Below are 25999 nucleotides of genomic sequence, written 5' to 3'. Positions count from 1 at the left end.
ATTCACAACTCACTCATTCACAACTCACTAATTCATAACTTATTCTCCTTTTACTGATTTTACAAAAGCATTAATATCTGCTGATAAATCTTTTGCTTCTGTCACAACTTTGATAAATGCACTACCAATAATTGCGCCTGCTGCGTGTGATGATGCTTTTGTGAAAGTAGCGTTATCCGAAATACCAAAACCAATCAAACGAGGATTTTTCAAGTTCATGGCATTGATACGACTGAAGTAAGCCTCTTGCTCATCAGAAATACCCGATTTTGCCCCTGTAATACTTGCCGAAGATACCATATAGATAAAACCTTCAGAAATAGCATCGATATGACTAATACGGCTTTCTGAAGTTTGAGGCGTAATTAAGAAGATATTTAAAATACCATATTTCTCAAAAATTGCTTTATAATCTTCTTCATACACGTCGGCAGGAAGATCTGGCAAAATCAAACCATCCACTCCTACTTCTTGGCATTTTTTACAAAACTCCTCAATCCCAAACTGCAAAACTGGATTGATATAACCCATCAGCAAGATTGGTACTTTGATAGCTGGACGAATGTCAGCAAGTTGTTCAAACAACAACTTAACACTCATTCCATTATCCAAAGCTACTTGATTGGCATGTTGAATTGTCTCACCATCCGCAACTGGGTCTGAGTAAGGCATTCCGATTTCTACTAAATCAGCACCGCTCTCGTCCAAAGCCTTCAAGATGATTGTTGTATCGTTGAGTTGTGGATAACCCGCTGTAAAATAAATATTTAGTACGTTATTTTTCTTTTGTTCAAAAAGCTGAGTAATACGATTCATGATTGTATAAAAGTTCAATAAGTACAGCAAGCGAACGTTCTGTTCATCTTCCCAAACCGTACTGTGATTTTACGAAAGTATTTGACTAGATAATTCTTTGAAATCCAGACCATCAAAGGTCCCCGACGACATCATCAGTAAGTTTGAGCCGCGCCATCGCTTGCTCAAAAGGAAGGTCTTCAGAGACTGGTTATCAGTAAATACTTCGAGATTGCTGTTCGCAAAATTTGCTTTGACTTCTTCTACACTAAGCGCTGGCATCTTTTTGTGTTCAAGGGTTTTAGGACTGAAATATACAACTGCGGTATCAGCTCCGTCCAACTTGTGAGCATACTCTTTCAAGAAGTTTTTGTTCAAACTACTAAAAGTGTGTAACTCCAAGCAAGCTACCAAATGACGGTTGGGATACTGTCCTTTGAGCGCTTTAGTTGTCGCCTCCACCTTAGAAGGTGCATGAGCAAAATCACGATAAAACACGGTTTCATCGTTTTGTCCTACTAGCTCTAAGCGCTTGGCAGCTCCTTTAAATGAAGCAATTGCTTCATAAAACTGCTCATCTTCGATACCAATCTGGCTTAGTATCAAGCGTGCGCCATTAAGATTTTTGAGATTATGCTCTCCAAAAACCTCGATTGCTAGTTCTTTTTTATCAGGTAATTGTAAAAAAGTCTTTCCATTTCTCACCACAGCAGGGTGAGCTTTGTAGGCATATTTCTGAATATCAGCATATTCTTTTTGACCTACGGCATTTACTAACGAATCTGTTTCGTCATAAATCAAGCTACCAGATTTTGGTAAGTCTTGTGCTAACAGTTCAAACTGATGCACATACTCATCAAATTGTGGATACACATTGATGTGATCCCAAGCAATTCCCGAAATCAAAGCTACGTGCGGATGGTAGTGCAAAAATTTTGGACGGCGATCAATAGGTGACGATAGGTATTCGTCGCCTTCAATCACAATCACAGGAGCATCCGAAAGTTTAGCCATAGTCTCAAAACCTTCGATACGAGCACCTACCAAATAATCAAATTTGCGATTATGGAATTTCAACACGTGTAAAACCATCGATGTAATCGTAGTTTTACCATGACTTCCAGCAATCACCACTCTTTGCTTATTTTGGCTATTTTGATAAATAAATTCAGGATATGAGTAAATTTTCACACCTAATTCTTGAGCTTTCAACAATTCAGGATTGTCGACTCTGGCGTGCATACCCAAAATTACACAATCCAAATCTTCTGAAATCTTCTCAGGGAACCAACCTATTTCGGCTGGTAATAAGCCACAAGCTGCCAATAAGCTACGCGAAGGCTCATATATTTCGTCGTCCGAACCCGTAACTAAATAACCATTATTATGCAGATCGATGGCCAAATTGTGCATCGCTGCCCCCCCAATAGCGATAAAGTGAACTTTTTTCATAAAATTTAACTCGAACTTTCCAGTTCAAAACATTGTTCGTTAAAAAGATTGTGGTTTTGGATTTGCTATGACTTTTCCAAGAAACTAACTAACTGATAATGAATCATTTTCAAGAAAATCCACGGATTACTCACTTGAATTATTTATCGATACAACTCTTTGATAATCAAATAATTTGACAGAATGATTTTATCAAATTGTGAAATAAAAATAAATCCAAATTAGATTCTTGCAAAGGTCATACTTTTATTGCACTTTTGCACGTTTTTTATGAGTAAACTCCGCAAGTCGATTTTCGTTAGTAAAATTTCTTGCGGTTTTCGTTTCTTAGGACGAATACTCACAAACTTAAATAAATTCGGACATAAAAACTCGCTTTATGCTTTTCGCAGTAGGATGAAAAATTACATTGACCTCATTGACCAGACGATTGAGTTTCCAACTCTTGAGTTCAACATTGACGAAAACAACGAATTAATGTTCAACAACGTACCGTTGATGGACATCATAAAACAATATGGAACTCCCCTAAAAATCACGTACTTACCAAAAATTGGTGAGCATATCGAAAACGCCAAGCGCATGTTTAAGAATGCTATCAAAAAGTACAACTATAAGGGTAATTATACGTATTGTTACTGTACAAAGTCTTCGCATTTTAGATTTGTGGTCGAAGAGGTTCTGAGTCATAATGTTCACCTCGAAACATCCTCTTCTTACGATATTCCTATTATCCGAAAGCTATATGATGAAGGTAAGATTTCAAAATCTACCTACATTCTTTGCAATGGCTACAAGTTGCCTTTATATACTCAATATATCAGCGAGTTAATCAATGAGGGCTTTAATTGTATTCCTATTTTGGACAATCTTAAAGAAATTGATTTTTATGACAAATCAGTAACTGCCGAGACTGTTAATTTAGGTATTCGTATTGCCACTGATGAAGAGCCAGATTTTGCTTTCTATACTTCACGTTTGGGACTTCGTTATTCTGATGTGATGGATTTGTATAAAAACAAAATTCAGAACAGCAGCAAATACAAGCTCAAAATGTTGCACTTCTTTATCAATACTGGTATCAAAGATAGTGCTTACTATTGGTCAGAATTGAGCCGCTTTATTTACAAATATTGTGAAATGAAAAAAATCTGCCCAGATTTAGATTCTATCGACTTGGGTGGTGGTTTGCCGATTCAAACTTCATTGCAATTCAATTACGATTACCAAGCAATGATTGACGAAATCGTTGAATCTATTTCATGGATTTGTAACAAAAACAACGTGCCTGTTCCAAATATCTTTACCGAATTTGGTTCTTACACCGTAGGCGAAAGTGGCGCTGTTTTATATGAAATCATTGACCAAAAACTCCAGAATGACAAGGAATTGTGGTATATGATTGATGGTTCGTTTATTACTCAATTGCCAGACTCTTGGGGTATGAACCAAAAATATATCATGCTTCCTGTAAACAACTGGGGCTCGCCATATCAAAAAGTAAACTTAGGTGGTTTGACTTGCGACTCGATGGACTTCTATAACACCGAAGCGCATAGCTCAGATTTATACTTACCAATTTTTGAGGAAGGTCAAGAGCGTCAATATGTTGGATTTTTCCATACAGGTGCTTACCAAGAATCCTTAGGGGGTTATGGAGGTATTCAGCACTGCTTGATTCCTGCTCCAAAACATGTGCTAGTGGATCGTCTTGAAGATGGTACTATTACCACACAGTTGTTTGCTTCAGCACAAGAAAGCTATGGTATGCTTAATATTTTAGGTTATGGCTCGACCGAAAAAGCCGAAGCTCAGGCCACTGTATTAAGTCAAGAAGAAGTAAAACACGCTGAAAATCTGTCTCTTATCGAACAATAATTTTGTGGATATTAGAGTTTAAGCTTGAGAGATATTTGTATTTTTGTAGTATTGTGCATCTCAATGTCCAAATCTATCAAATACATCATTGGTATCAACTTTATAAAATTATATCTCATGAAAAGAGCTTCAGTTATTTTGGTTTTATTAGCAGTAGTAGCAATGGCAACCTCTTGTGGTAGAAAAAACAACTGCCCTGCTTACGGTACTACGAGCATCGACAAGCCAGCTTACAAAGGTCGTAATTAATCATTAGGACATTTTTAAAACCTCTGTTTCTGTTAAAAAATAGAAATAGAGGTTTTTTATTATTGACTCTACTGAAATACACATTCATTTGCCTACTAGCTTCGCCTTCAGCACTAATAGTAAAAAATACTTACGCTAGGGAACAAAATATCATCTGATAGATGTTTGCAATATTGTTGCATTGTATTAATTTTGCAACAGTATTACAATTATGCATCACTCACATTCACATAACGAAACACCCATCGAGAAAGTAGGATTCTATCTTTCGGTCATCTGTGCGATTCATTGCATTGCTACTCCAGTAGTGATGACGGTATTGCCTTATTTGGGAAGTAGTCTTTTTCATAATCATTCTTGGGAAATTTGGTTTATTGGAGCAAGTGTTGCTTTGGCTGGTGCTTTATTAATTGCGGACTATCGCAAGCACCATTCTATTGTACCTTTGACCTTATTGCTTGGAAGTTTAACCGTAAAAGGTATCGAGCTTTTATGGACTGGTGAACAATATGAATTTTTGACAGGCTTCGTTGGAGCAATATTGATTGCTTCTGCTTATTATGTCAATTGGAAAGCAAAGGCAAGTTGTTCGTGTTAGAAGTATCATCCTTCTAATTGAGTGAGTTTTGATTGAGTGAATTAGTGATTATATTAAGATTTATATTCTCGTAGTAGAGACGCAATGATTGCGTCTTATGCTGAGTAAAAATCTAGTAAAATAGCATTAAAAAAGCGGTCGGAAAATAATTTTCGACCGCTTTTTTATTACACTCAATTAGGGATAAAGCATCAATTACTTGGTTACACATAATCCATTCACACAATCTACTGTTGGAATGGCAATCATGGCACAATCTGATATTCGACTATATTTGATATTAAGCTGGCGTTCGTATTCGGTATAATCATTGATTTTTTGAGTCAAAACCTTTTCATCTACCTTTCCGACCGAGTACACGATAAACTGCGTTGGACCACCACAAGCCTTCGAGCCCATCGACATTACGCGGCATTCGTCGCCTGCACATGCTTTGTTTTTAGCATAATCTTTGATATCTGCACCCATTTGGGTTAATTTCTGATAATCCATTTCTTCCTCTGTAAGACCATTATCTCCTAGTCCACTTTTGGAACAGCTCCATAAAAGAACTCCAGACAGAGCGAGCATCATTAGTTTTTTCATAGTATTAATTTATTTGTAGTTTATTATAGTTTTGAGGTTTGTATTACCGCTTAATTGTTGCCACATCAACAATTAATTTCTGATGAGTATCAATCATGTCATCCAATCGCCAAGCTTTCAAAGATTGACTAGTTTTGACTTGTACATATAGCATTCCTCCATCGGCACAGCCAGGGCAACCTATCGTTTGAATTGCTTGACCATCATCTTTAATGGTACTCAAATGATTCTTTATTTTTTGAACAATTTGTTCGGCTTTTGCTTTTTCTGTAGAGCTTAGTTTATACCCTTGAAAACGATAATTTTCAGCATTTTTACAATAGGCACTAGTTGTATCAACAAACAATTGATCTCCTGCATACAAATACAGTCCATAGGTACGACACCCCCACCCTAAGCCTACATTTCCAAAAACAATGTATTCGCTCAAATTATTTTTGGTCAGGTCAATAGTTTGATTTTTGAGCACTTCTGAGTCTACAACACTACTTGAACTAGAAGCACAACCAAAAACGCTCAATAAGATGGAGGCAATAAGAAGATTTTTCATAGAGATAAAGAGATAAGTTAAGAGTATTGAATTCAGAATGAGGAGTTTTGAGGGCAACCTATTTTAGGCAAGGACAAAGAAAAACTCATCACTCACAACTCAAAACTCTACATTCATTTTAAGGTCTTTGATATACCCCTGCACCAACCGTAATTTTAACATTTTTCAAAAAGCCTTTTTTCTGCGTTTTGACAGGAACAAGCGGTTGAGGCTCAAAATATGGCGTCTGAATAGAAGGAACTATTGGTTCCATTACTCTATGATTTACTTGTAATCCATCATGAGCTACAGGTATCTCTTTGGTAGTGGTTGGTGATATAAAATTAATAGAATCAACTACCGATTTTTTCACAAGCTCTTCTACTAACACTGGTTGCGGTTCTGTAGGAGCTTCCTCTTGCCTAATACTTGAAGTTTCAGGCTTTCTACTTTTTTCAGCTACGATATAATTTTCGTCCTGTTTTTCTTCTGGCGTGCGAACAGGCTTTACGACTGTTTGTTGATGAACACTCGGCTGCTCAGGCAAATCTTTAGTGCTATCATCCTCAGGTTTCAATAACCATGCGCCTACCAACACCACTACTGCTAGTCCAGCAGAATAAAGCCCAAGGCTACCTTTGGCCATTCCACCACTCGCTTCTGGTGCGGACGACGAAGGAGCAGACTGCTCCAAGGACGCTTCTATGCCATCCCATACCCAGTCGGATGGGGTCATAGAGGCATCATCGAAGGCATCTCGCCATTGGTCCTCAAAAGAATTGTGTGATGAATTATCCATTATAGTGATTTTATCAGTAAAGATTTTGTCATATTATTTCATTTGTGCTTTATCCTACTTTATCGTACGAAAGTTGTGCTTGCAATAATTGCCTAGCACGTGAGTATTGCGACTTTGATGTTCCTTCCGAAATACCTAACATTTCAGCAATTTCATGGTGCTGATATCCTTCAATAGCATACAGGTTGAATACGGTTTGACAACCTTTTGGTAGTTTATGAATCATGGCCAATAATTCCTGAAAGTGAATTCCTTCGATACTCGTGCCTTTGTCCGAAAAATGGTTTTCAAATTCAGCAACATCCGACATATCCTGCCAAGGTTGTTGAGAACGAATATGTTTAATGGCCGTATTGATAACAATTCTTTTGATCCACGCGCCAATCGTACTTTCACCTCTAAAACTCGCCAGATTTTGAAATATCTTAATAAAAGCTTCTTGAAGAATATCCTCCGCTTCGGCCTTGCTTTGTGCATAGCGTGAGCATACCACCAACATACGCGATGCGTAAGCCTGATAGAGCTTTCGCTGTGCAATGCGGTCGTTTTGCAAACAAGCGTTTATGAGGTCTTTTTCAAGTTCCAATGTATTCAATGTGTTTATAAGCTTACGGACAATACATACAACGCCTCAGGGCATTATAAAAATGTGTTTTTTGAACATTTTACGATAAAGAGCTTTTCTTGACTTAAAAGGTTGGAATAGGTTGATTTATTTTTTGAAAACCATCAAATTTCCAATCACTTAGCATTGCTGGTTATACTGAGCCATGCTTTTTACTATCTTTGTAGACGATTGTTCCACAAGGCAGAAACTTTTTTACAAAAATACAGAAGATTCTTGCCTCAAACTGAAATTAATATTCTGTGAACCAAGAAATTAGAAACAAATATGAAGTTGTTATTGGCCTAGAGGTACACGCTCAACTTCAAACAGAAAGTAAAATTTTTGCGGCAGACTCTGCGTCTTTTGGAGCTGCGCCCAATACCCATATTTCTCCCATTACGCTGGGACACCCAGGAACTTTGCCAAAACTTAATCGTAAAGCGGTTGAGTATGCTATCAAAATGGGCTTTGCTACTGGCTCAAAAATATCTGAATATCAATATTTTGACCGCAAAAACTATTTTTATCCTGACCTTCCAAAAGGGTATCAGATTACCCAAGACAAAACGCCTATTTGTATTGGGGGTGGTGTAAAAGTAAAATTGTCTACAGGTGAAAAAGTCGTACGCTTCCACCATATCCACTTGGAAGAAGATGCAGGAAAGTCTCTTCATGCCGAGGGTTCAAGCGACAGCCTTATTGACTACAACCGTGCGGGTACTCCTTTGATTGAAATGGTAACAGAACCTGAAATCAAGTCGTCGGAAGAAGCTGCACAATTTATGACCGAAGTTCGTAAGCTTGTAAGATACTTGCATATCTGCGATGGTAACATGGAGGAAGGCTCATTGCGTTGCGATGTCAATATCTCTGTAATGCCAGTTGGTAGTAAAGTTTTTGGTACAAAAGTTGAAATCAAAAACATGAACTCGATTCGCTTTATTCAAAAAGCAATTGATTATGAGGTAGTTCGTCAGATAGAAGCCGTTGAAGCTGGTGAAAAAATCATTCAGGAAACACGCAACTTCGACCCTGCCACTGGACGTACTTCGGGTATGCGTGAAAAGGAATCGATGAACGACTATCGTTATTTCCCTGAACCAGACTTAGTGCCTCTACATATTTCGGAAGAGTTATTGAACCAAGTAAAAGCTCAAATGCCTGCTTTGCCTTGGGAGCTTTTCGAGAAGTTTACCAAAACTTATGGCTTGCCAGATTATGACGCTGGTGTATTAACAGATAGCCGTGAAGTAGCCGAATATTTTGATGCAACTTGTCAGTTTACCAAAAACTACAAAGCTGCCTCAAACTGGATTATGGGTACGGTAAAATCATATCTTAATGACAATCATTTGGAAATTGAGCAGTTAACCATTACTCCCGAAAAGTTAGCACAGCTGATCAATCTGGTAGATGAAGGAAAAGTGAGTACCTCAACAGCCTCACAACAGATTTTCCCTGTAATGGTAACGGATACATCGGCTAGTCCACTGCAAATTGCTGAAGCAAAGAATTTGATTCAACAAAGCAATACCGACACACTTCAGTCGTTAATTGATGAGGTTTTGGCAGCCAATCCAGCCAAAGTAAAAGAGTACAAAAATGGTAAAAAAGGGTTATTAGGAATGTTCATGGGTGATATCATGAAAAAATCAAAAGGCTCGGCCGACCCAAAAGTTACCACTGCTCTATTACAAAAAACACTAGACTCGCTTTAACAGGAGCGTATAGGGACAAGGCTGTCGAATAAACACAGTATTCGATGTCATTCGAAGCAAATGATTCTGGAGTCACTTGCTGAAAGCCTTTCGCCAACAGCTCAATTATTCCAAAGGCATTTATTAGACATTCATTACGATTCTATTTTTGTAAAACGTCTAATAAATGCCTTTTATCCTTTTATCAGTTACCGCTTTATTTATGAAAAAATCAATTTTGAGTATCCTTAGCGTTTTGCTTGGATTCTCGATGGTAGCACAAACCACAGCCACAAAAAAAGTTCAAATCACAGGAAAGGTTCAAAATGTTGTTCCTGACAAAAAAGTCTATCTACAAATGATTAATGGTCGTGGTACGGCTGTTAATATCGACTCTGCTAACGTAGATGCCGCTCATAATTTCAAATTCAATTCGCCCATTGCCGAAGGTGGTGGCTATTATCTGGTTAACTTTTTTAATATGCCCTTGAGTCAGAAATTACTTTTGATTCTTGAAGGAGGGGAAAAAGTAGAAGTTGTGGCAGATGGTATGGATACTCCTCAAGTGAGAGGTAAATTCCAAATTAAAGGAGATTCTAAAAACGTTCAATATTTCAACCAAATTATCAAAATCAATCAAGAATTACAAACTAAGGTTGAAGGTTGGAACAAGCAAGTAACCATTGCAACTGAGAAAAAGGACGAAGCAACTTTGCAGAAAATCCAGAATGAGTTTCAAAATGCACAACAAATCACTGTAAGTAAAATCAAAGCAATGATTCCAGAAATGGGCTCTGAGCTAGTAGCGCTTTGGACGGCAGGAAATTTCCTCAACCCAGAAACAGACATGGATTTGTTGGATCAAGTAGCTGAAACATTCAAAAAGGAAAAAGCCAATTCTCCTAACCCACACATCAAATCGTTTTTGGAGCAAATCAAGCGTATGAAAGGTGTTGCCATTGGTTCGGAAGCGCCAGAAATTTCCTTAAAAACACCTTCAGACAGCCTAGTTACACTTTCATCGATGCGTGGCAAATATGTATTGATTGACTTTTGGGCAAGCTGGTGTGGGCCTTGTCGTCGTGAAAACCCGAATGTAGTCAGAATTTACAACCGTTTTCATGCCAAAGGATTTGACATTCTGGGTGTGAGCCTCGACCAAGAAAAAACCGCTTGGGTTCGTGCCATCGAAAAAGATGGATTGGTTTGGCAACAAGTATCCGATCTTCAATATTGGAATAGCATTGCCGCAGCAGCCTATGGCGTTAGCGCAATTCCTGCACAATTTTTAATAGATAAGGAAGGGAAAGTCATTGCCAAGTACACAGGTAGCTCTGCAGAATTAGAGAAAAAATTAGAAGAAATCTTCAAAGATTAATTTTAGAAACATATCCTTCGCTCACAAGGCAACCATCAACCTGACAATATTTTATCAATACTGTCAGGTTTTTTGTTGTAATTTTGTTCAACAAAACTGAAATTCAGCTGATAACCAAATTCATAATCATTTTTAATTAATTTTTGACCAAAAACAAACCATCATGAAAGTAGCTATTGTTGGAGCGGGTAATATGGGAATGGCCTTTGCCAAATCTTTTATTCAATATGATTTAGTAAAAAAAGAAAACCTATTCCTAATCGAAAAAAATGCTGCCAGAGCCGAAGCGCTTCAATCAGAAAAAGCAGGTGTTGTGGTAGATACTATCTCTCCTAAAGTTGGAGAATACGATTTAATCATCCTTTCGGTTAAGCCCCAAGACTATCCAACAGTTTCTGAAGAACTTAAAAAAGTAATCCAGCCCAACCAAATTATTTTGAGTATCATGGCTGGTATTTCTATCGATAAAATACAGGAATCCCTTAATCACCGAATTATTGTAAGAGCCATGCCAAACACTCCTGCATTGTTGGGAATGGGGATGACGGCTTTTGCTGCTTCTGGCGATATTACATTGAGCCAACTAAAGAAAGTTGAAAACTTGATTAACTCTACTGGTCGTGCGGTGTTCCTAGAGGAAGAATCTTTGCTCGATGCCGTAACAGCGTTGTCAGGTAGTGGTCCTGCTTATTTCTTCTATTTGGTAAAAGCTATGATAGAGGCAGGTAAAGAAATGGGCTTTGAGGATTCTATGGCAGCATTATTGGTAAAACAAACAATGTTGGGATCATTTCACCTTATCAACAATGCAGAAAAGAGCCTCGACGAACTTATTAAGGCTGTAGCGTCAAAAGGTGGTACTACCGAAGCGGCACTCAAGAGATTTGAAGAAGGCTTATTAGCTCAAAACTTAAAAGAAGGTATTTTTGCAGCACAAAAAAGAGCAACAGAACTTTCAAAATAATATGCTTTAGGCTTTAGACTATAAGCCATAGGCATTAGGTCTATACGAAGGATTTCCAACAATTGCGGGTTTGGGATTTCTGATTTCGGAAATAAAGTAAAATTTATTTATTTTTTACAAAATATAGAAGATTACACTTCCAAAATCCAACATTCCAAATCCAAAATAGTTTGAAATCCTTCGTATTCTACTAATATAGAACCATTCTTTATTGGCACCAGAGTAAACCAAATTCTTATAAATATTGTCATATATACAAGAATAATCGTAATTTAGAACTGTTCGTGTAAGTATTGAGCGAATTAGTATTAGAGTGACTTTGTGATTTATTATTTGAAAACTAGCAATTCATACAATAGAAGTTAAAAATTTCGGGCTTTTCACCACCGAAATACACATTCTCAAATCCACCATCTACTTATTGGTATCATTTTAGCTCGTACAAAATAGTGGCTAATGGCAATCACATAAAGCATTTACATTTTATTGGTAAATACTACCAAGCACAACTCAGCCACCACACATTATTTCTCATTTTATAACTGAAACAATCCTTTTCTTTGAATAAAAGGTAATTATATATCAATGACTAAACAGAAAAATAGCAAAGAAGAAAGATTTCGCGAATCTGTAAAAAATGAAATCTTATCATTTTTCGAACTAAACGACGACCGCAGCTGGTCGCTCAACCAAGTTCACAAAGCCTTTGCCGTTCGTGACCGCAGTACAAAAGAACTTTTTGCTACACTAGTTGAAGTATTAACTAAAGACAAAAAACTGATTCGTCAAAAAGACGGTAATTATATCATAGACCGTGTCACTGAATTTGTGACAGGAAAAGTTGACCACGTCAATGCTCGATTTGCATTTGTGGTAGTAGATGGTCGTGAGGATGATGTTTGGATTTCAAACCAAGACCTTAATGGGGCTATTGATGGCGATATTGTCAAAGTATTGATTTCGGCAAAACGCAAGAAAGGCTCTGATCGTGCCGAAGGCGAAGTGGTAGAAATTTTAGAACATGGTCGCTCCGAAATTGTAGGAACTATCGAACTACTTCCTAATTACGCCTTTGTAACACCAGATTCTAAGCGTTTGTATCAAGACATTTTTGTGCCAAGAGAAGCACTCAAAGATGTAAAACATGGCGATAAAGTGATTGTGAAAATCACGAAATGGCCTCTTGGCGAGCGCAAAATGGAAGGTATTATTCAGGAAGTATTAGGTAAAGCTGGCGAAAACAATACCGAAATGCATGCTATTTTAGCCGAATTCGGTTTGCCATACCATTTTCCTGAAGGTGTCGAACAAGAAGCTGAAGATATCTCAGAGAAAATTCCTGAAGCAGAAATTGCCAAACGCAAAGATATGCGCGGCATTACCACATTCACTATTGACCCAATAGATGCCAAGGACTTTGACGATGCCTTGAGTTTTGAACAACTCGAAAATGGTAATTATCAAATTGGTATCCACATTGCCGATGTAACGCATTATGTTCAGCCAAACACTATTTTAGAGCAAGAGGCATTCAAACGTGCCACATCGGTGTATTTGGTCGACAGAGTAGTACCAATGCTTCCAGAAAAACTTTCGAATGGCTTGTGTTCATTACGTCCCAACGAGGACAAACTAACCTTCTCTGCCATTTTTGAAATTACATCAAAAGGTAAAATCAAAAACGAATGGTTTGGTCGCACAGTTATTCACTCTGACAAGCGTTTTACCTACGAAGAGGCTCAAGAAGTATTAGACCTGAATAATCCTCCTGCCGAAGTACCAGCTACTGTCAACGAAACTACAGAAGTTGCGACACCCGTAGAAGAAGTAAAACCTAAACGTGGCCGTAAGAAAAAAGTAGAAGAGCCAACTACACCAGACGTTCCATTTTTGCATGAATTGACGGTTTTGAATAACCTAGCGCATATTCTTCGTGCCGAGCGTTTTGCTAATGGTGCGGTAAACTTTGAAACAGTTGAAGTTAAATTCAAGTTGGACGAAAATGGTAAACCTTTAGGTATCTACCAAAAAATCCGTAAAGATGCTCACAAACTTATCGAAGAATTCATGCTTTTGGCCAACAAACGTGTGGCAGAGTATGTATATAAACTTCGTAAAAAAGAGCCTCGCAATACCATGGTGTATCGTATTCACGAAGCACCAGACCCTGAAAAACTTCGCACGTTTTCTACCTTTGCCAAGAAATTTGGTTATTCGGTAGCAACAGAAGCCGCTCAAATCAGTAGTTCATTCAATCAACTGATGGAGGGTATTGAAGGAAAACCAGAGCAGAACATTTTGGAAAGTTTGGCGGTGCGTACCATGTCCAAAGCCAAATATAGCACCGATCCTATTGGTCACTTTGGTTTGGCATTTCCATTCTACTCACATTTTACATCCCCAATTCGTCGTTATCCAGACATGATGGCGCATCGTATGCTGCAACATTATCTTGACGGCGGTGATCCACTCGAAAGAGCTGCTTGGGAAGTAAGATGTAAACATTCGTCTGAAATGGAAAAACTTGCGAGTGAGGCCGAACGTGCTTCTATCAAATACAAGCAAGTAGAATACATGAGTATGATGGAAGAAGAGCGTGTTTGGGATGGTATCATTTCGGGCGTAACCGAGTTCGGTATTTTTGTAGAAATTACAGAAACTGCATCAGAGGGTATCGTTCGTATGGTTGACCTAAAAGATGACTTCTATGACTTTGACAGAGATAACTTCCGTATTGTAGGACAGCGCAACGGCAAAGTATATACCTTTGGCGACAAAGTGCAGGTACGAGTAAAAGAATGTAATTTAGCTCGCAGAACGATGGATTTATTGCTAGCTGGTGCTAATGAAAGCCGTGGTGGTGGTAAAAAAGACAAAGAACGCTTTAATTCTCGTCACAGATCAAAATCTGACTCTAGAAGTAGAGATAACAGAAAAAAAGATTATAAAGGTGGCAAAGACAACAAGCATGGCAGCGACCGTAAGAAACGTAAATAAGATTTGAGCAAGACGCTCTAACAAAAAAGCCTCTGGAATCAATCCTAGAGGCTTTTTTGTTAGAATATATCTTCCAATCCTAAGCTGGCACAATTATCTGGCTTGCTTCCAACAAGGTATTTGTCGTAATTTCAGAAAATGACTCTTCAGGTTTTTCTGTTAAATGTATCGTTTTTACGCCTGCACGATGTCCCGCTTTAATATCACGATGTGCATCGCCAATCATCCAAGATTGGTCTGGGTCGATTTTATATTTGGCAATAGCTTTTTCAATCATCAGCGAGCCAGGCTTGCGAGTAAGAGATGCCGAGTTGAAGTTTTCGTGATGAGGGCAGAAATACAAATCATCTAATAAATGTCCACATTGCTCTTGAAAGTAATTATGACACATCCATACATCATCGCGCGTGTAGATACCCTTCGCAATACCTGATTGGTTTGTAATGACAATCAACAAGTAACCCGCAGCCTTTAAGCGCTCTAGCGCTTCTACTGTTCCTTCGGGAATAATCAAATCTTCGATGCGATAAACGTAGTCCACTCTATCTACGTTCAAAACACCATCTCTATCTAAAAAAATACACTTATTCATATCCTTACAAAGTTAATCAGTTTTATATAAAAATGGTCAATTGATGTGTTTTCAAAATGATAAGAAGAAATCCCAATAGGTTTTTATATAATTTATCGAATATTTTTTTTAATAAAAATTACAAATAATAACTACTTTTCAAACTTTTATCGTCGATAAATCTTCAAATTTGATTGAAAGGTAAAAAAAAGGCTCATCAGAAATATCTGATAAGCCTTTTTTAAAGAATGTCTGGTTGGTGGACAAACTTATTTTATCCGTGCATTACGCTATAAGCAAAAAGTATTTCTAACAAAATCATGAATACATTTTTGCCTAACGCCTACAGCTTATGGCCTAGAGCGCAATAATGCAATTATTAATACTTAATTCCTAAACCGCTTTGTTCCAAGGAATACCAGCCAAAATCAATAGCAAGCCTAATCCAAAGAAAATCAATGCGTTGTTAAATCTTTTTGCATCACTCGTTTCACGCTTATTTTTTGAATGACCTACCGTAATCAAAACGATAGCAATAATCATGGTAAATACGTGCTCAACAGCGATTTTACGATAAAAAGCATTACCCATTACTTCCTTCATACCCATTTCGAATGCTTTAGCACCGAATGGACTCACAAAGTAAAGAACTAAGCCTAGTAACAATTGTGTGTGGCATGAAATCATAAAGAAAAGACCCAATTTACGATCACCATCTGAAAACTGCGCTTTTGAAGTTTTGCCCATGATGGCACTAATTGTTGTAGCCAAACCCAACATTAACACAAGCCAACGAAGGTAAGAGTGAGAAGTTACTAGAATCTCGTACATAAGAATATGTTTTTTGTTTGTTAAAAATTCAAAGTGGCGCTATCCAATAGATTTGCTGTGCCAAAGATAATCAACAAAAAAATCGGACTATATGTTATTCTCGAAAATTCTCAATTATTTGTTATTTCATTTCGCTTTCAATCTTTGATGTTGAGCTAAATTTCTCTTTCATCATACAATTCTTTCTCATTTTGACTTAACTTTAAAGTAGAACAAAACCCTCTTATTTTATACATTTAACAAACTAAGATCAATTCTATGAAAAAACATTACGTACTACCATTGGCTTGTGTTGGCAGCCTATTTCTTGGAGCTTTTATACATCAAAAACTTGAAAATCAACCTATCACAACCAATGTTATCCGTCACGCTCAATCATTATTAGGATTAGACTTTACGGAAGCTGAAGCTGATTCTATGCTTTTTGATGTGACTGATAATCGAAGAAATTTTGAAGAAATTCGAAAAGTATCTATCAACAATGAGGTAGCCCCAGCTGTTACCTTTAATCCTTTACCCATTGGATTTACTTTTGACAAAACTCCATCAAAATTTACTCCTTCGTTAACTTCTGCGGTTAAACTTCCTGTAAATAAAAGCGATTTGGCTTTTATGAGTGTTCGCGAATTGGCTGAATTGATTCGAACCAAACAAATTAGCTCATTAGAACTAACGCAGTTTTTTCTGGAAAGACTAAAAACCTACGACAAACAGTTGGCATGTGTGATTACGCTCACAGAAGATTTGGCGATTCAACAAGCCAAAAAAGCCGATGCAGAAATAGCCAAAGGAAAATATAGAGGCTTATTACATGGTATTCCGTATGGTGCTAAAGATTTATTAGCCAAAAAAGGATATAAAACCACCTGGGGCTCTGTACCTTTCAAAGACCAAGTATTGGACTATGATGCCACTGTGATTACTCGTCTCGAAGAAGCTGGCGCTGTGCTTTGTGCCAAACTAACACTCGGAGAGCTAGCTTGGGGAGATGTTTGGTTTGGAGGAACAACCAAAAACCCATGGAACCTCAAACGTGGTTCGTCAGGCTCGTCGGCAGGTTCGGCGTCATCTGTTTCGGCTGGACTATTACCATTTGCGATTGGCTCCGAAACTTTAGGCTCTATTGTATCCCCTTCTTCCGAATGTGGCACAACGGGCTTACGTCCAAGTTTTGGTCGTGTGCCTCGTACAGGTGCAATGGCATTGAGCTGGTCGATGGATAAACTTGGCCCTATTTGTAGAACAGTCGAAGATTGTGCAATTGTCTTTAATGCTATTAAAGGAACTGACGGAAAAGACCTCAGTACCATTGACGCTTCGTTTAGTTTTAATGGAAATAGAAAAGATTTGAAAGGTATCCGAATTGCTTATTTGAAAAAAGATTTTGACCGAAATTATCCGACCAAGGCGCAGGATTCTCTATCCTTGGTAACTTTACGCAAATTGGGCGCAGAGTTAATTCCTCTTGAACTACCAAATTACCCAGTAGGAGATATGACTATTATCCTGAGTGCCGAAGCAGCTACGGCATTTGATGAGCTAACACGCAATGGCAAAGATGATACGATGGTCAGACAAATCAAGAATGCTTGGCCAAATTCATTCCGTGCCTCTCGTTTTATTCCTGCGGTAGAATACCTACAGGCCAATCGTCTCCGTACCAAGCTTATTCAGGAAATGGAGACTAAACTCAAAGATATAGACGTTTATATTTCACCAGCCTTTGGTAATGCCAATTTGACATTAACCAATTTGTCGGGGCACCCTTGTGTAGTATTACCCAATGGATTCCGTCCAGAAGGACGCCCAACAAGTATTACTTTTATGGGGAAATTGTTTGGAGAAGGCAAGTTGCTAGAGGTAGCCAAAATTTACCAAGATGCTACTGATTTCCACAAAAAGCACCCAGAGTGGCTCAAGAAATAGCTATTTTCATAATAACTTCAATTATTGAGTGTTTGAGTGATTGGCGAATGAGTGATTAATTTTTAATCTATAATTTACAAAGCAGTGCGTCTGAGGAGATAGATATTTGTAAAATCACTCAATCACAAATCACTAATTCACTCAATATTTATACGATATGCGATTTACTTTTTTTATCTGCTTGTTATTGACGGCTTTCCGTTTTCATGATACCTTACCCAAAGAAGCTATCACTCAAATGATTGCGACGGAAAAAGCGTTTGCTAAAATGGCATTAGATAAAAATACACCAGCTGCCTTTCTTTATTTTTTAGCGCCTGATGGCGTAGTTTTTGAAAAAGGAATGCCACAAAATGGTTTGGAGGTCTGGAAAAATAAAAAGCCACAAGGCTTATTACAATGGCAACCGATTTATGCAGGCATGGCGCTTTCAGGCGATTTAGGATATTCTATTGGTAATTGGCAAGCTTCCGCTAATGAGCAAGCGCCAGCCTCCGCAACTGGTACATTTGTAACACTTTGGCAAAAACAAAACACTGGTGATTGGCGTGTTCGTGCCGATATTGGTGTGGCGCACAAAGTCAACCCCAACCAAGCACTCAAAGAAAGATTTAGTACCTTCAAACCATCAAGCAATTCTGTGATTCAAGCAGAGCGTTTTGTATTCATGAAGGATTTCTATTATTGGAAAAATGCTCAAACAGCTTTGAACCCGCATGAGCCACATCTTTCCGAAAAGGTCTTATTAATCCGAGATAATTACCTACCAATAGAAGGAAAAGACAACGCTGTAGCTTTTTTGCAAAAAAATTATCAGAAAAAACTGATTTATACAGGTCTCAAAACTATCGTATCTCAGGCCACTGACTTTGCTTGTGTTTATGGAAGCATTTCTGGAAAAGCTACAGATAAAGACATTAAGGGCTGTTTTCTGAGAGTTTGGCAACAAGAATCTAATAATACTTGGAAAATCGTGGTTGATGTAGAAACAATTCAATAAGTGTTTATCTCTCATCAATCGTATTCATATTACTGCACAAGCTTACCTCATTTACTACATTAACCATTTAACTTATGTATGCATTAAAAAACTGCAAAATTTATACTTCTTCAAAAATTCTTGAGCAATACGCAATTGTCATCAAGGATGATAGCATTTTGCAAATTATTCCTGAAGAACAAATCGATAGCGAACTCTCGACTGTAGATATGAGAGGATATTCCATAGCTCCATCCTTTGTCGATATCCAAATTTATGGAGGCGGTGGAAGTCTTTTTAATTCTAGTACAAGTATCCAGACTATTCAAAAAACTTATCAAGAAATACGTCGCTCAGGAACAAGTCATTTTCAAATTACTCTTTCTTCTACACCTCTTGATAAAATATTAGAGGCAATTCAAGTGGCTAAAGATTATTTGGCACAAGGCGGAAAAGGTTTGGCGGGCTTACATTTAGAAGGACCATATTTTAGTTTTCCTAAACGTGGTGCACACGTAGCCGAATTTATCCGAAAACCCAGCAATGAAGAACTCATTCAAGTAGTAGAAGCCTCAAAGGGTTTACCTACCTACATGACAATAGCACCAGAGGAATTTACCAAGGAGCAACTTGAATATTTACTCGACAGTCATATCATTATTGCGGCGGGACATAGTTCTGCGACTTACGAACAAGCAACAGAGGCTTTTGATAAAGGTATTAGAAGAGTTACCCATCTTTTCAATGCCATGTCACAGTTTCAGAGTCGTGAGCCAGGACTTGTAGGTGCGACTTATGATAGCGATGTTTGGGCAAGTATTATTCCTGATGGCGTACACGTAAGTTATCCGACGGTAAGTATTTCGAAAAAAATGATGGGCGAACGCCTCTTTATCATCACCGATGCCGTTACCGAGGACACCTCTGGCGATTATAAGTTTATTCATGCTGGTGATCGCTATACCGATACCAATGGTATTTTATCAGGTTCGGCGCTCAGTATGATTCAGGGAGTTATAAACTGCTACTTAAAAGTAGGTATTCCTCTCGATGAATCCTTGCGTATGGCCTCTACATATCCAGCTCAAGCTATCCAACAAGACCACACCTTAGGAAAGATAGAAGAAGGGTTTCCAGCTAATATGGTTATTTTTAACGAAGACTTAGAGGTTCAGGGGATTATAGAACAAGGATATCTCGAATGGTTTCTTGAAATTTAAGCCCTAATACTTGTCGATATATTGGGATACTTGCTAATCCTTACCTTATTTTGCATGTTCACAATGGCAGATTTTTTACATGCAATTACAATCTAAGCAACCCCATATTGGTACTACCATTTTTACGGTCATGTCTAAACTAGCCAATGACCACGGCGCACTCAATTTGTCACAAGGCTTTCCTAATTTTGAGTGTTCTCCCAAATTGATTGAATTAGTTGAAAAATATTTACGCAAAGGCATGAACCAATATGCTCCATTGTCTGGAATTCAGCCTTTGCGTGAAATCATTGCACAAAAAACATCAGATCTTTACGGCATTTCCTATCATCCTGACCAAGAAGTTACCATTGTTTCGGGTGCAACTGAGGCACTATACGCCGCCATCACAGCTGTGGTACAAACAGGCGACGAGGTTATCTTACTTGAGCCCAACTACGATTCTTACGAACCAGCCGTTCGCCTCAACGGCGGTATTCCTGTATATGTTACACTTACTCCAGAAAACAACTACCAGATAGATTGGAACGTTGTAAAAGCTAAAATCACAGAAAAGACAAAACTCATTTTGCTCAATACGCCCCACAATCCAACAGGAACTGTCATGAGCAAAGACGACCTTGAACAGCTAGCAGCCATTGTCAAGGATACCAATATTTTTATCGTTAGCGATGAAGTATATGAGCATATTATCTTTGATGGTCATAATCATTGGAGCCCTATTCGTCATCCTGAGCTTCAAAAGCGTACCTTTGTATGTGGCTCGTTTGGTAAAACATTTCATGTTACTGGTTGGAAAGTGGGATATTGTTTAGCTCCACAACAGCTCAGCGAAGAGTTTAGAAAAGTCCATCAATGGCTTACATTTTCAACCGTAACGCCTATTCAATATGCATTAGCTGAGTTTTTGCAAGAACCTGATAACTATTTATCAGTATCGCAGTTTTATCAAGAAAAGCGAGATAAGTTTATTGCATGTATTCAGGGTAGTAGATTTGAATGGATTCCAGCAAGTGGTAGCTTTTTCCAGTGTGTCAATTATGCTAACATTACCGACGAGAACGATTTGGCATTAGCACAGCGACTTACCAAAGAAATCGGTGTAGCTAGTATTCCTGTTTCTGTTTTTTATCATCAGAAAAACGATTACAAAATTTTGAGATTTTGTTTTGCCAAAGATGACCAAACCTTAGAGATAGCTGGCGAGCGATTGAGTAAATTATAACAAAATATTTATCAACATGAAAAAAATTATCAACGGGTTCATCGGGATATTTTTATTGATTAGTACTATGGCTTGTACCAAGCAACCCAAGTTGGAAGGACTCGATTTGGAAACATGGAAGTCAGATAGAGGTGGTTGTCAGGGAAAACGGTTAGCCATGTTAGAAAAAGTAAAAAGCCTGAAAGAAGAAATAAGAGGCGTTAGTGCCAACGATATGGATGATTACTTAGGAAAACCAGACATTCAACAGTTGGCCGACCGTAATCAAAAATACTATATTTACTTTTTTGAACCGGGCACACATTGTCAAAACAAGACACAGAAATCTAGTGCATTGTCTATGGGTATTCGATTTAGTGCTATGGGCATTGCAACCGAAATAACTTTTCAGCATGGTACTCCATAAAAAAAGGCTCGAAATTCGAGCCTTTTTGTTTATGTCTATAAGTTACATTCTTAAAATCTTACAGGTAACACATAATAAGATGCTACCTCTACCCCTCTAATTTTACCAGGATTCCATGACCCCATTTTTTTCACAACTCTGATTGCTTCAGCGCTGATTTGAGGGTCGCCATTACTTTCTACAATATGAACTTTACTAATTTCACCATAGCGTTCAACTAAGAACTTCACCAAAACAACCTCACCTTTTGACCCTTTCGGTCTAATAAGGTTTTGTGCAATAAATCGACGTATCGACTCATCTCCACCAGGAAAAGAAGGTGCAATATCAACCTCGTGATAGATAGAATCTCTATCAACAGGAGCTGCACTAACTCCAATTTCGTAGCCTCTTGTATCAGAAATATGTTGAGATGATGTAGATGCCCAATTGAGCGACTTTTCAATATTAGAACGCTCTTGTGGCTTGATGGTCGATGAAACATACTTACTCTTTTGAGCTTGTATTTGAAATGTAAGTAACGAGATTAAAAATAAAAGAAGGATCTTTTTCATGTGTTAATAGACTAATTCAAATGTAACTACTCAATTAATTATCAATCGGACAAACCCTGTCAGGTTTGTGCTCTTGACCACATTGGCGGTTCTAGTCAAGGGTAACACAAAAGACATAACTATTTATCTTGCAATTTGTTGGCTAACAATTCAAAAAATATGCCAAAAAGAAAAGTGAGTGTATTTTGGAGGGCACGAAGATAGGAAGAATAATGAAGGTTTTAAAATAAAATCCCTTATTTTACCATTAATCAAACATTTTCTTTTTCTGTACCAAAAATGGCACGTAAAAAAAAGTAAACCTTATTTTAATTAAGGTTTACTCATTTTTCATTAGTCTAAAATCCACCCTAAAATTGTGGATACCACAGAGATACCAAAGCTGAATAATAAGGGAGGTAAAAATCCGTGGACATTAAAACCTGTAACAAAATGTGATACCAAATACACCAGAATCACATTGATTACTAATAAAAATAATCCTAAGCTAAGGATAGTAATAGGAAAGCTAATAATTTTGAGAACAGGCTTGAGGAAGGTATTTACAAAACCCATCGCTAGAGCCACCTTCAAGGATATAACAAAGTTATCATCCTGAATTACGATACCATCGATGTATTTGGCAAATACAATCACAGCAATCGCAATCAATAAATACTTAATGATGAAATTGACCATTGTTTTTATAAAAAGGTTTGAAGATGTTTGAGCTTCGACAATAGCTACTTGCTATGTCTTTTACGAAGTACGTCAATGATTTCGTCAAAATCAATACCTCTCTGCTCTAACAATACCAAATAGTGAAACAATAAGTCTGCGGCTTCGCCCTTAAACAAATCATTGTTGTTGTCCATTGCTTCAATCACTAGCTCGACAGCCTCCTCCCCTACTTTTTGGGCAATTTTATTGGTTCCTTTTTCAAACAAACTTGCTGTGTATGATTTTTCGGAAGGGTTATTTTTACGCTCACGAATGACAGCTTTCAAGTAATTCAACCAACCTGCCTGCCCTGGTGCATTTACCTCATTCCAACAAGTGTCAGCACCTGTGTGACAAGTAGGACCAGCTGGATTAACTTTAATTAAAAGTGTATCTTCATCACAGTCTTTCAAAATTTCGACTACATGTAGAAAATTATCTGAGGTTTCTCCCTTAGTCCAAAGACGTTGCTTTGAACGACTGAAGAATGTAACCACACCTTCTTTCTCTGTTTTTTCCAACGCCTCTTGATTCATATATCCCAACATTAATACTTTGTCGGATTTGGCATCTTGAATAACGGCAGGAATCAAGCCTCCTTGTTTTTCAAAATCTAATTGCATAGCTCTTTATTGATAAATGTGAATGATGAATTGCAAACGATAAGTTGTAAATGACATCATTCACAATTCATCTTCTACAATTTTGAATTATTTATAATCTTACTGAAATTCCTTGTTTTTGAAGGTACTGTTTTAGTTCAATAATATCTATTTCTTTAAAATGGAAGATACTTGCAGCTAATCCAGCATCAGCTTTTCCGGCAGTAAATACTTCTGTAAAATGCTCCATGGTTCCAGCACCACCAGAAGCAATAATTGGAATAGAAGAATTTGCAGAAATAGTAGCGGTAAGCTCATTGGCAAAACCAGCTTTTGTGCCATCTGTATCCATAGAAGTCAACAGAATTTCACCAGCTCCACGATCTTCTACTTCTTTTGCCCATGCAATAGTACGCAATTCGGTAGGTTTGCGTCCACCATGTGTATGCACGATATGTTCGCCTTCTACAAATCGAGTATCAATTGCAACGATAATACATTGAGAACCAAATTGTAGTGCTAGTTCGTTAATCAATTCTGGTCGACGAACGGCCGAGGAATTAATTGAAACTTTATCAGCACCCGCATTCAATAATGCCGAAACATCGTCGATGGAAGAGATTCCTCCGCCTACCGTAAAAGGGATATTGACATGGCGTGCTACATTGCGCACCAAATCAATCAAGGTTTTACGGTTATCTACTGTTGCGGTAATATCTAAAAATACCAATTCGTCAGCTCCTTGTTCGGCGTAAATAGCACCCAATTCTACAGGGTCGCCAGCATCGCGGAGATTAACGAAGTTAGTTCCTTTTACAGTTCTACCGTCTTTTATGTCCAAACAAGGAATAATTCTTTTCGTTAGCATGATAAGAAGTTGTAAGTAAACTTAAATTAGTAGGCATTTTATTCAAACTAGGCTTTAGGTCTAAAGCGTATTCAGGCAATTTTATTTTACATTAATACACTCCGAGCATATCAATTTGCTTATAATTGCAATCTAATAACTGATATACTGTTAACTAATACCCTCTATTTATGAAAATCGGCTAATTGCTTCAAAGTAATACGCCCTTCGTAAATAGCTTTTCCTACGATTACACCAAAGACATTCATTTCGTTTAACTGAATAATATCTTTCAATTCAGATACTCCACCACTCGCAATGATATGTAAGTCAGCAAAACGGTCTTGAAGTTTTTGGTATAAGTCAAAACTTGGTCCTTGTAATAAACCATCTTTGGCTACATCTGTTGAAATCGTATATTTTGCTCCTTTAGCAATATATTCTCCTACAAAATCATATACTGATTTTTCTGTTGACTCTTCCCATCCTGAAATAGCGATTTTTTCATCTTTGGCATCTGCGCCTAATATGATTTTTTCACCACCATATTCTTGTAACCATTTTTCGAACAATTCTGGATTTTTTACTGCTACGCTACCACCTGTTACTTGTTTGGCACCATAATCAAAAGCCAACTGAATCATTTCGTCTGACTGTACACCTCCTCCAAAATCAATATGTAAGCTGGTTTTGTTGACGATTGTTTCAAGAACTTTATGGTTGATAATACGCTTTTGCTTGGCACCGTCCAAATCTACCAAATGCAAACGCTGAATACCTGCATCTTCAAATGACTTGGCAACTTCTAATGGATTTTCGTTATAAGTTTTTTTCTGAGAATAATCTCCTTGGGTAAGACGTACACACTTGCCATCGATAATATCAATTGCTGGAATAATCTGAATCATCGCAATATTGTTCTGTTTATGTTGAGCAACAAGCTAAAAGCTTGAGCAAAAATGATTTCTTTACTAATGAGTTACAGCTTCAGGAAGTTTTCTAAAATCAACTGACCTTCTTTTCCACTAATTTCTGTATGAAATTGCGCTGCATAGAAGTTATCCTTTTGAAGCATTGCCGAAAATGGTTGTACATAATTACATTCTGCAACGGTATAGGGACTCAATTCAGCAAAATAACTATGTACAAAATACATATAGCTATCCTCGCGCAAGCCTTGTGTCAATTCCGTTTTGAGATTGTAAATATTGTTCCAACCCACATGTGGGACTTTAAAATTGCTAGAATCAAATCGCTTTACATCCAAATCAAAAATTCCCATACAAGTGGTATTATTTTCTTCAGAATGACGACACATCAATTGCATACCTACACACGTACCAAGTACAGGTTGTGTCAAAGAAGGAATAACTTTATCCAAGCCTTTTTCTCTTAAATAGCTCATAGCAGTACTTGCCTCGCCAACACCAGGGAAAATAACTTTATCGGCAGTACGAATTTCTTGCTCATCGTCAGTCCAAAGATAAGATGCGCCAATGCGATCCATGGCGTACATAACACTTTGAACATTACCAGCATTATACTTAATAATTACAGTTTTCATTTACGGTAAAATTTATGGTCAGGCTTATCGGTTAGAGCCTTCAAAGT

26 protein-coding genes are annotated in these 25999 nt (G+C 37.7%); 12 read left to right on the top strand and 14 right to left on the bottom strand.

The genetic code is table 11. The features are described 5' to 3' along the window. Positions 1 to 39: 39 nt before the first annotated feature. Both trpA and murC read right to left on the bottom strand, forming a co-directional pair. On the bottom strand, positions 40 to 816 hold the full coding sequence (gene trpA / locus BWI92_RS20110) for a tryptophan synthase subunit alpha (RefSeq protein WP_095166163.1): 777 nt from the start codon (positions 814 to 816) through the stop codon (positions 40 to 42). A 69-nt stretch (positions 817 to 885) separates the two neighbouring features. Next, positions 886 to 2247: a UDP-N-acetylmuramate--L-alanine ligase gene (gene murC, locus BWI92_RS20105; RefSeq protein ID WP_095166161.1), complete on the bottom strand. Its 1362-nt coding sequence runs from the start codon at positions 2245 to 2247 to the stop codon at positions 886 to 888. Between the two features lie 396 nt (positions 2248 to 2643). Between murC and BWI92_RS20100 the strand changes: the two genes are divergently transcribed. The 3 genes from BWI92_RS20100 (at position 2644) to BWI92_RS20095 (ending at position 4972) form a co-directional block, all read left to right on the top strand. Next, positions 2644 to 4125, top strand: a complete 1482-nt coding sequence (locus tag BWI92_RS20100; protein WP_095166160.1) for an arginine decarboxylase — start codon at positions 2644 to 2646, stop codon at positions 4123 to 4125. A gap of 117 nt (positions 4126 to 4242) precedes the next feature. Continuing rightward, positions 4243 to 4374 (top strand): hypothetical protein, encoded by a 132-nt coding sequence (locus BWI92_RS28535; RefSeq protein ID WP_255406884.1) that lies wholly within the window; start codon positions 4243 to 4245, stop codon positions 4372 to 4374. Between the two features lie 211 nt (positions 4375 to 4585). Beyond that, positions 4586 to 4972 carry a MerC domain-containing protein gene (locus BWI92_RS20095; protein ID WP_095166159.1) on the top strand — a complete coding sequence of 129 codons (387 nt, stop codon included), beginning with the start codon at positions 4586 to 4588 and terminating at the stop codon, positions 4970 to 4972. A 195-nt stretch (positions 4973 to 5167) separates the two neighbouring features. Here the strand turns inward: BWI92_RS20095 and BWI92_RS20090 are convergent, their stop codons facing one another. From BWI92_RS20090 to BWI92_RS20075, 4 genes are all read right to left on the bottom strand, one after another. After that, a complete protein-coding gene (locus BWI92_RS20090) occupies positions 5168 to 5557 on the bottom strand; it encodes a hypothetical protein (protein ID WP_095166157.1) in 390 nt (129 codons plus the stop codon). 43 nt (positions 5558 to 5600) lie between these two features. Further along, positions 5601 to 6107 carry a hypothetical protein gene (locus tag BWI92_RS20085; RefSeq protein ID WP_095166154.1) on the bottom strand — a complete coding sequence of 169 codons (507 nt, stop codon included), beginning with the start codon at positions 6105 to 6107 and terminating at the stop codon, positions 5601 to 5603. 118 nt (positions 6108 to 6225) lie between these two features. Then, positions 6226 to 6885, bottom strand: coding sequence for a hypothetical protein (locus tag BWI92_RS20080; protein WP_095166152.1), 660 nt, complete (start codon positions 6883 to 6885; stop codon positions 6226 to 6228). A gap of 49 nt (positions 6886 to 6934) precedes the next feature. After that, the gene (locus BWI92_RS20075) at positions 6935 to 7480 is read right to left on the bottom strand and encodes an RNA polymerase sigma factor (protein WP_310586454.1); all 546 of its coding nucleotides are present in this window, start codon (positions 7478 to 7480) and stop codon (positions 6935 to 6937) included. 272 nt (positions 7481 to 7752) lie between these two features. On the opposite strand from BWI92_RS20075, the gene gatB reads away from it, so the two are divergent. From gatB to BWI92_RS20055, 4 genes are all read left to right on the top strand, one after another. Then, entirely contained in the window at positions 7753 to 9210 is a 1458-nt protein-coding gene (gene gatB / locus BWI92_RS20070) for an Asp-tRNA(Asn)/Glu-tRNA(Gln) amidotransferase subunit GatB (protein ID WP_095166151.1), read from the top strand. A 202-nt stretch (positions 9211 to 9412) separates the two neighbouring features. Further along, complete coding sequence (locus BWI92_RS20065) at positions 9413 to 10567, top strand: TlpA disulfide reductase family protein (RefSeq protein WP_095166415.1); 1155 nt, start codon at positions 9413 to 9415, stop codon at positions 10565 to 10567. A gap of 163 nt (positions 10568 to 10730) precedes the next feature. Further along, on the top strand, positions 10731 to 11531 hold the full coding sequence (gene proC / locus BWI92_RS20060; RefSeq protein WP_095166149.1) for a pyrroline-5-carboxylate reductase: 801 nt from the start codon (positions 10731 to 10733) through the stop codon (positions 11529 to 11531). Between the two features lie 585 nt (positions 11532 to 12116). Then, complete coding sequence (locus BWI92_RS20055) at positions 12117 to 14528, top strand: ribonuclease R family protein (protein WP_095166147.1); 2412 nt, start codon at positions 12117 to 12119, stop codon at positions 14526 to 14528. A gap of 79 nt (positions 14529 to 14607) precedes the next feature. Here the strand turns inward: BWI92_RS20055 and BWI92_RS20050 are convergent, their stop codons facing one another. Next, positions 14608 to 15120, bottom strand: a complete 513-nt coding sequence (locus BWI92_RS20050) for an HAD-IIIA family hydrolase (protein WP_095166145.1) — start codon at positions 15118 to 15120, stop codon at positions 14608 to 14610. A gap of 372 nt (positions 15121 to 15492) precedes the next feature. After that, on the bottom strand, positions 15493 to 15930 hold the full coding sequence (locus BWI92_RS20045) for a hypothetical protein (RefSeq protein WP_095166143.1): 438 nt from the start codon (positions 15928 to 15930) through the stop codon (positions 15493 to 15495). 258 nt (positions 15931 to 16188) lie between these two features. On the opposite strand from BWI92_RS20045, the gene BWI92_RS20040 reads away from it, so the two are divergent. From BWI92_RS20040 to BWI92_RS20020, 5 genes are all read left to right on the top strand, one after another. Then, on the top strand, positions 16189 to 17856 hold the full coding sequence (locus BWI92_RS20040) for an amidase (protein WP_095166141.1): 1668 nt from the start codon (positions 16189 to 16191) through the stop codon (positions 17854 to 17856). A gap of 157 nt (positions 17857 to 18013) precedes the next feature. Next, positions 18014 to 18856 (top strand): hypothetical protein, encoded by an 843-nt coding sequence (locus tag BWI92_RS20035; RefSeq protein ID WP_095166139.1) that lies wholly within the window; start codon positions 18014 to 18016, stop codon positions 18854 to 18856. A gap of 74 nt (positions 18857 to 18930) precedes the next feature. Next, positions 18931 to 20055: an N-acetylglucosamine-6-phosphate deacetylase gene (nagA, locus tag BWI92_RS20030; protein WP_095166137.1), complete on the top strand. Its 1125-nt coding sequence runs from the start codon at positions 18931 to 18933 to the stop codon at positions 20053 to 20055. 79 nt (positions 20056 to 20134) lie between these two features. After that, a complete protein-coding gene (locus BWI92_RS20025; protein WP_095166135.1) occupies positions 20135 to 21280 on the top strand; it encodes a methionine aminotransferase in 1146 nt (381 codons plus the stop codon). Positions 21281 to 21296: 16 nt separating this feature from the next. Then, the gene (locus BWI92_RS20020; RefSeq protein ID WP_229242102.1) at positions 21297 to 21686 is read left to right on the top strand and encodes a hypothetical protein; all 390 of its coding nucleotides are present in this window, start codon (positions 21297 to 21299) and stop codon (positions 21684 to 21686) included. Between the two features lie 50 nt (positions 21687 to 21736). On the opposite strand, the gene BWI92_RS20015 is transcribed toward BWI92_RS20020, so the two are convergent. The 6 genes from BWI92_RS20015 to hisH form a co-directional block, all read right to left on the bottom strand. Beyond that, a complete protein-coding gene (locus BWI92_RS20015; RefSeq protein ID WP_095166131.1) occupies positions 21737 to 22240 on the bottom strand; it encodes an energy transducer TonB in 504 nt (167 codons plus the stop codon). Between the two features lie 333 nt (positions 22241 to 22573). Then, the gene (locus tag BWI92_RS20010; protein WP_095166129.1) at positions 22574 to 22918 is read right to left on the bottom strand and encodes a phage holin family protein; all 345 of its coding nucleotides are present in this window, start codon (positions 22916 to 22918) and stop codon (positions 22574 to 22576) included. 44 nt (positions 22919 to 22962) lie between these two features. Then, positions 22963 to 23562, bottom strand: a complete 600-nt coding sequence (hisIE, locus tag BWI92_RS20005) for a bifunctional phosphoribosyl-AMP cyclohydrolase/phosphoribosyl-ATP diphosphatase HisIE (RefSeq protein WP_095166127.1) — start codon at positions 23560 to 23562, stop codon at positions 22963 to 22965. A gap of 91 nt (positions 23563 to 23653) precedes the next feature. Next, positions 23654 to 24409: an imidazole glycerol phosphate synthase subunit HisF gene (hisF, locus tag BWI92_RS20000; protein ID WP_095166125.1), complete on the bottom strand. Its 756-nt coding sequence runs from the start codon at positions 24407 to 24409 to the stop codon at positions 23654 to 23656. Positions 24410 to 24573: 164 nt separating this feature from the next. After that, positions 24574 to 25296 carry a 1-(5-phosphoribosyl)-5-[(5-phosphoribosylamino)methylideneamino]imidazole-4-carboxamide isomerase gene (gene hisA / locus BWI92_RS19995; RefSeq protein ID WP_095166123.1) on the bottom strand — a complete coding sequence of 241 codons (723 nt, stop codon included), beginning with the start codon at positions 25294 to 25296 and terminating at the stop codon, positions 24574 to 24576. A 71-nt stretch (positions 25297 to 25367) separates the two neighbouring features. Continuing rightward, positions 25368 to 25952, bottom strand: coding sequence for an imidazole glycerol phosphate synthase subunit HisH (gene hisH, locus BWI92_RS19990; RefSeq protein WP_095166121.1), 585 nt, complete (start codon positions 25950 to 25952; stop codon positions 25368 to 25370). Positions 25953 to 25999 lie beyond the last annotated feature (47 nt).

Source organism: Flectobacillus sp. BAB-3569, from assembly GCF_002270355.1.
Classification (GTDB): Bacteria; Bacteroidota; Bacteroidia; order Cytophagales; family Spirosomataceae; genus Flectobacillus; species Flectobacillus roseus.
This window is presented reverse-complemented; position numbering and strand designations above follow the sequence as displayed.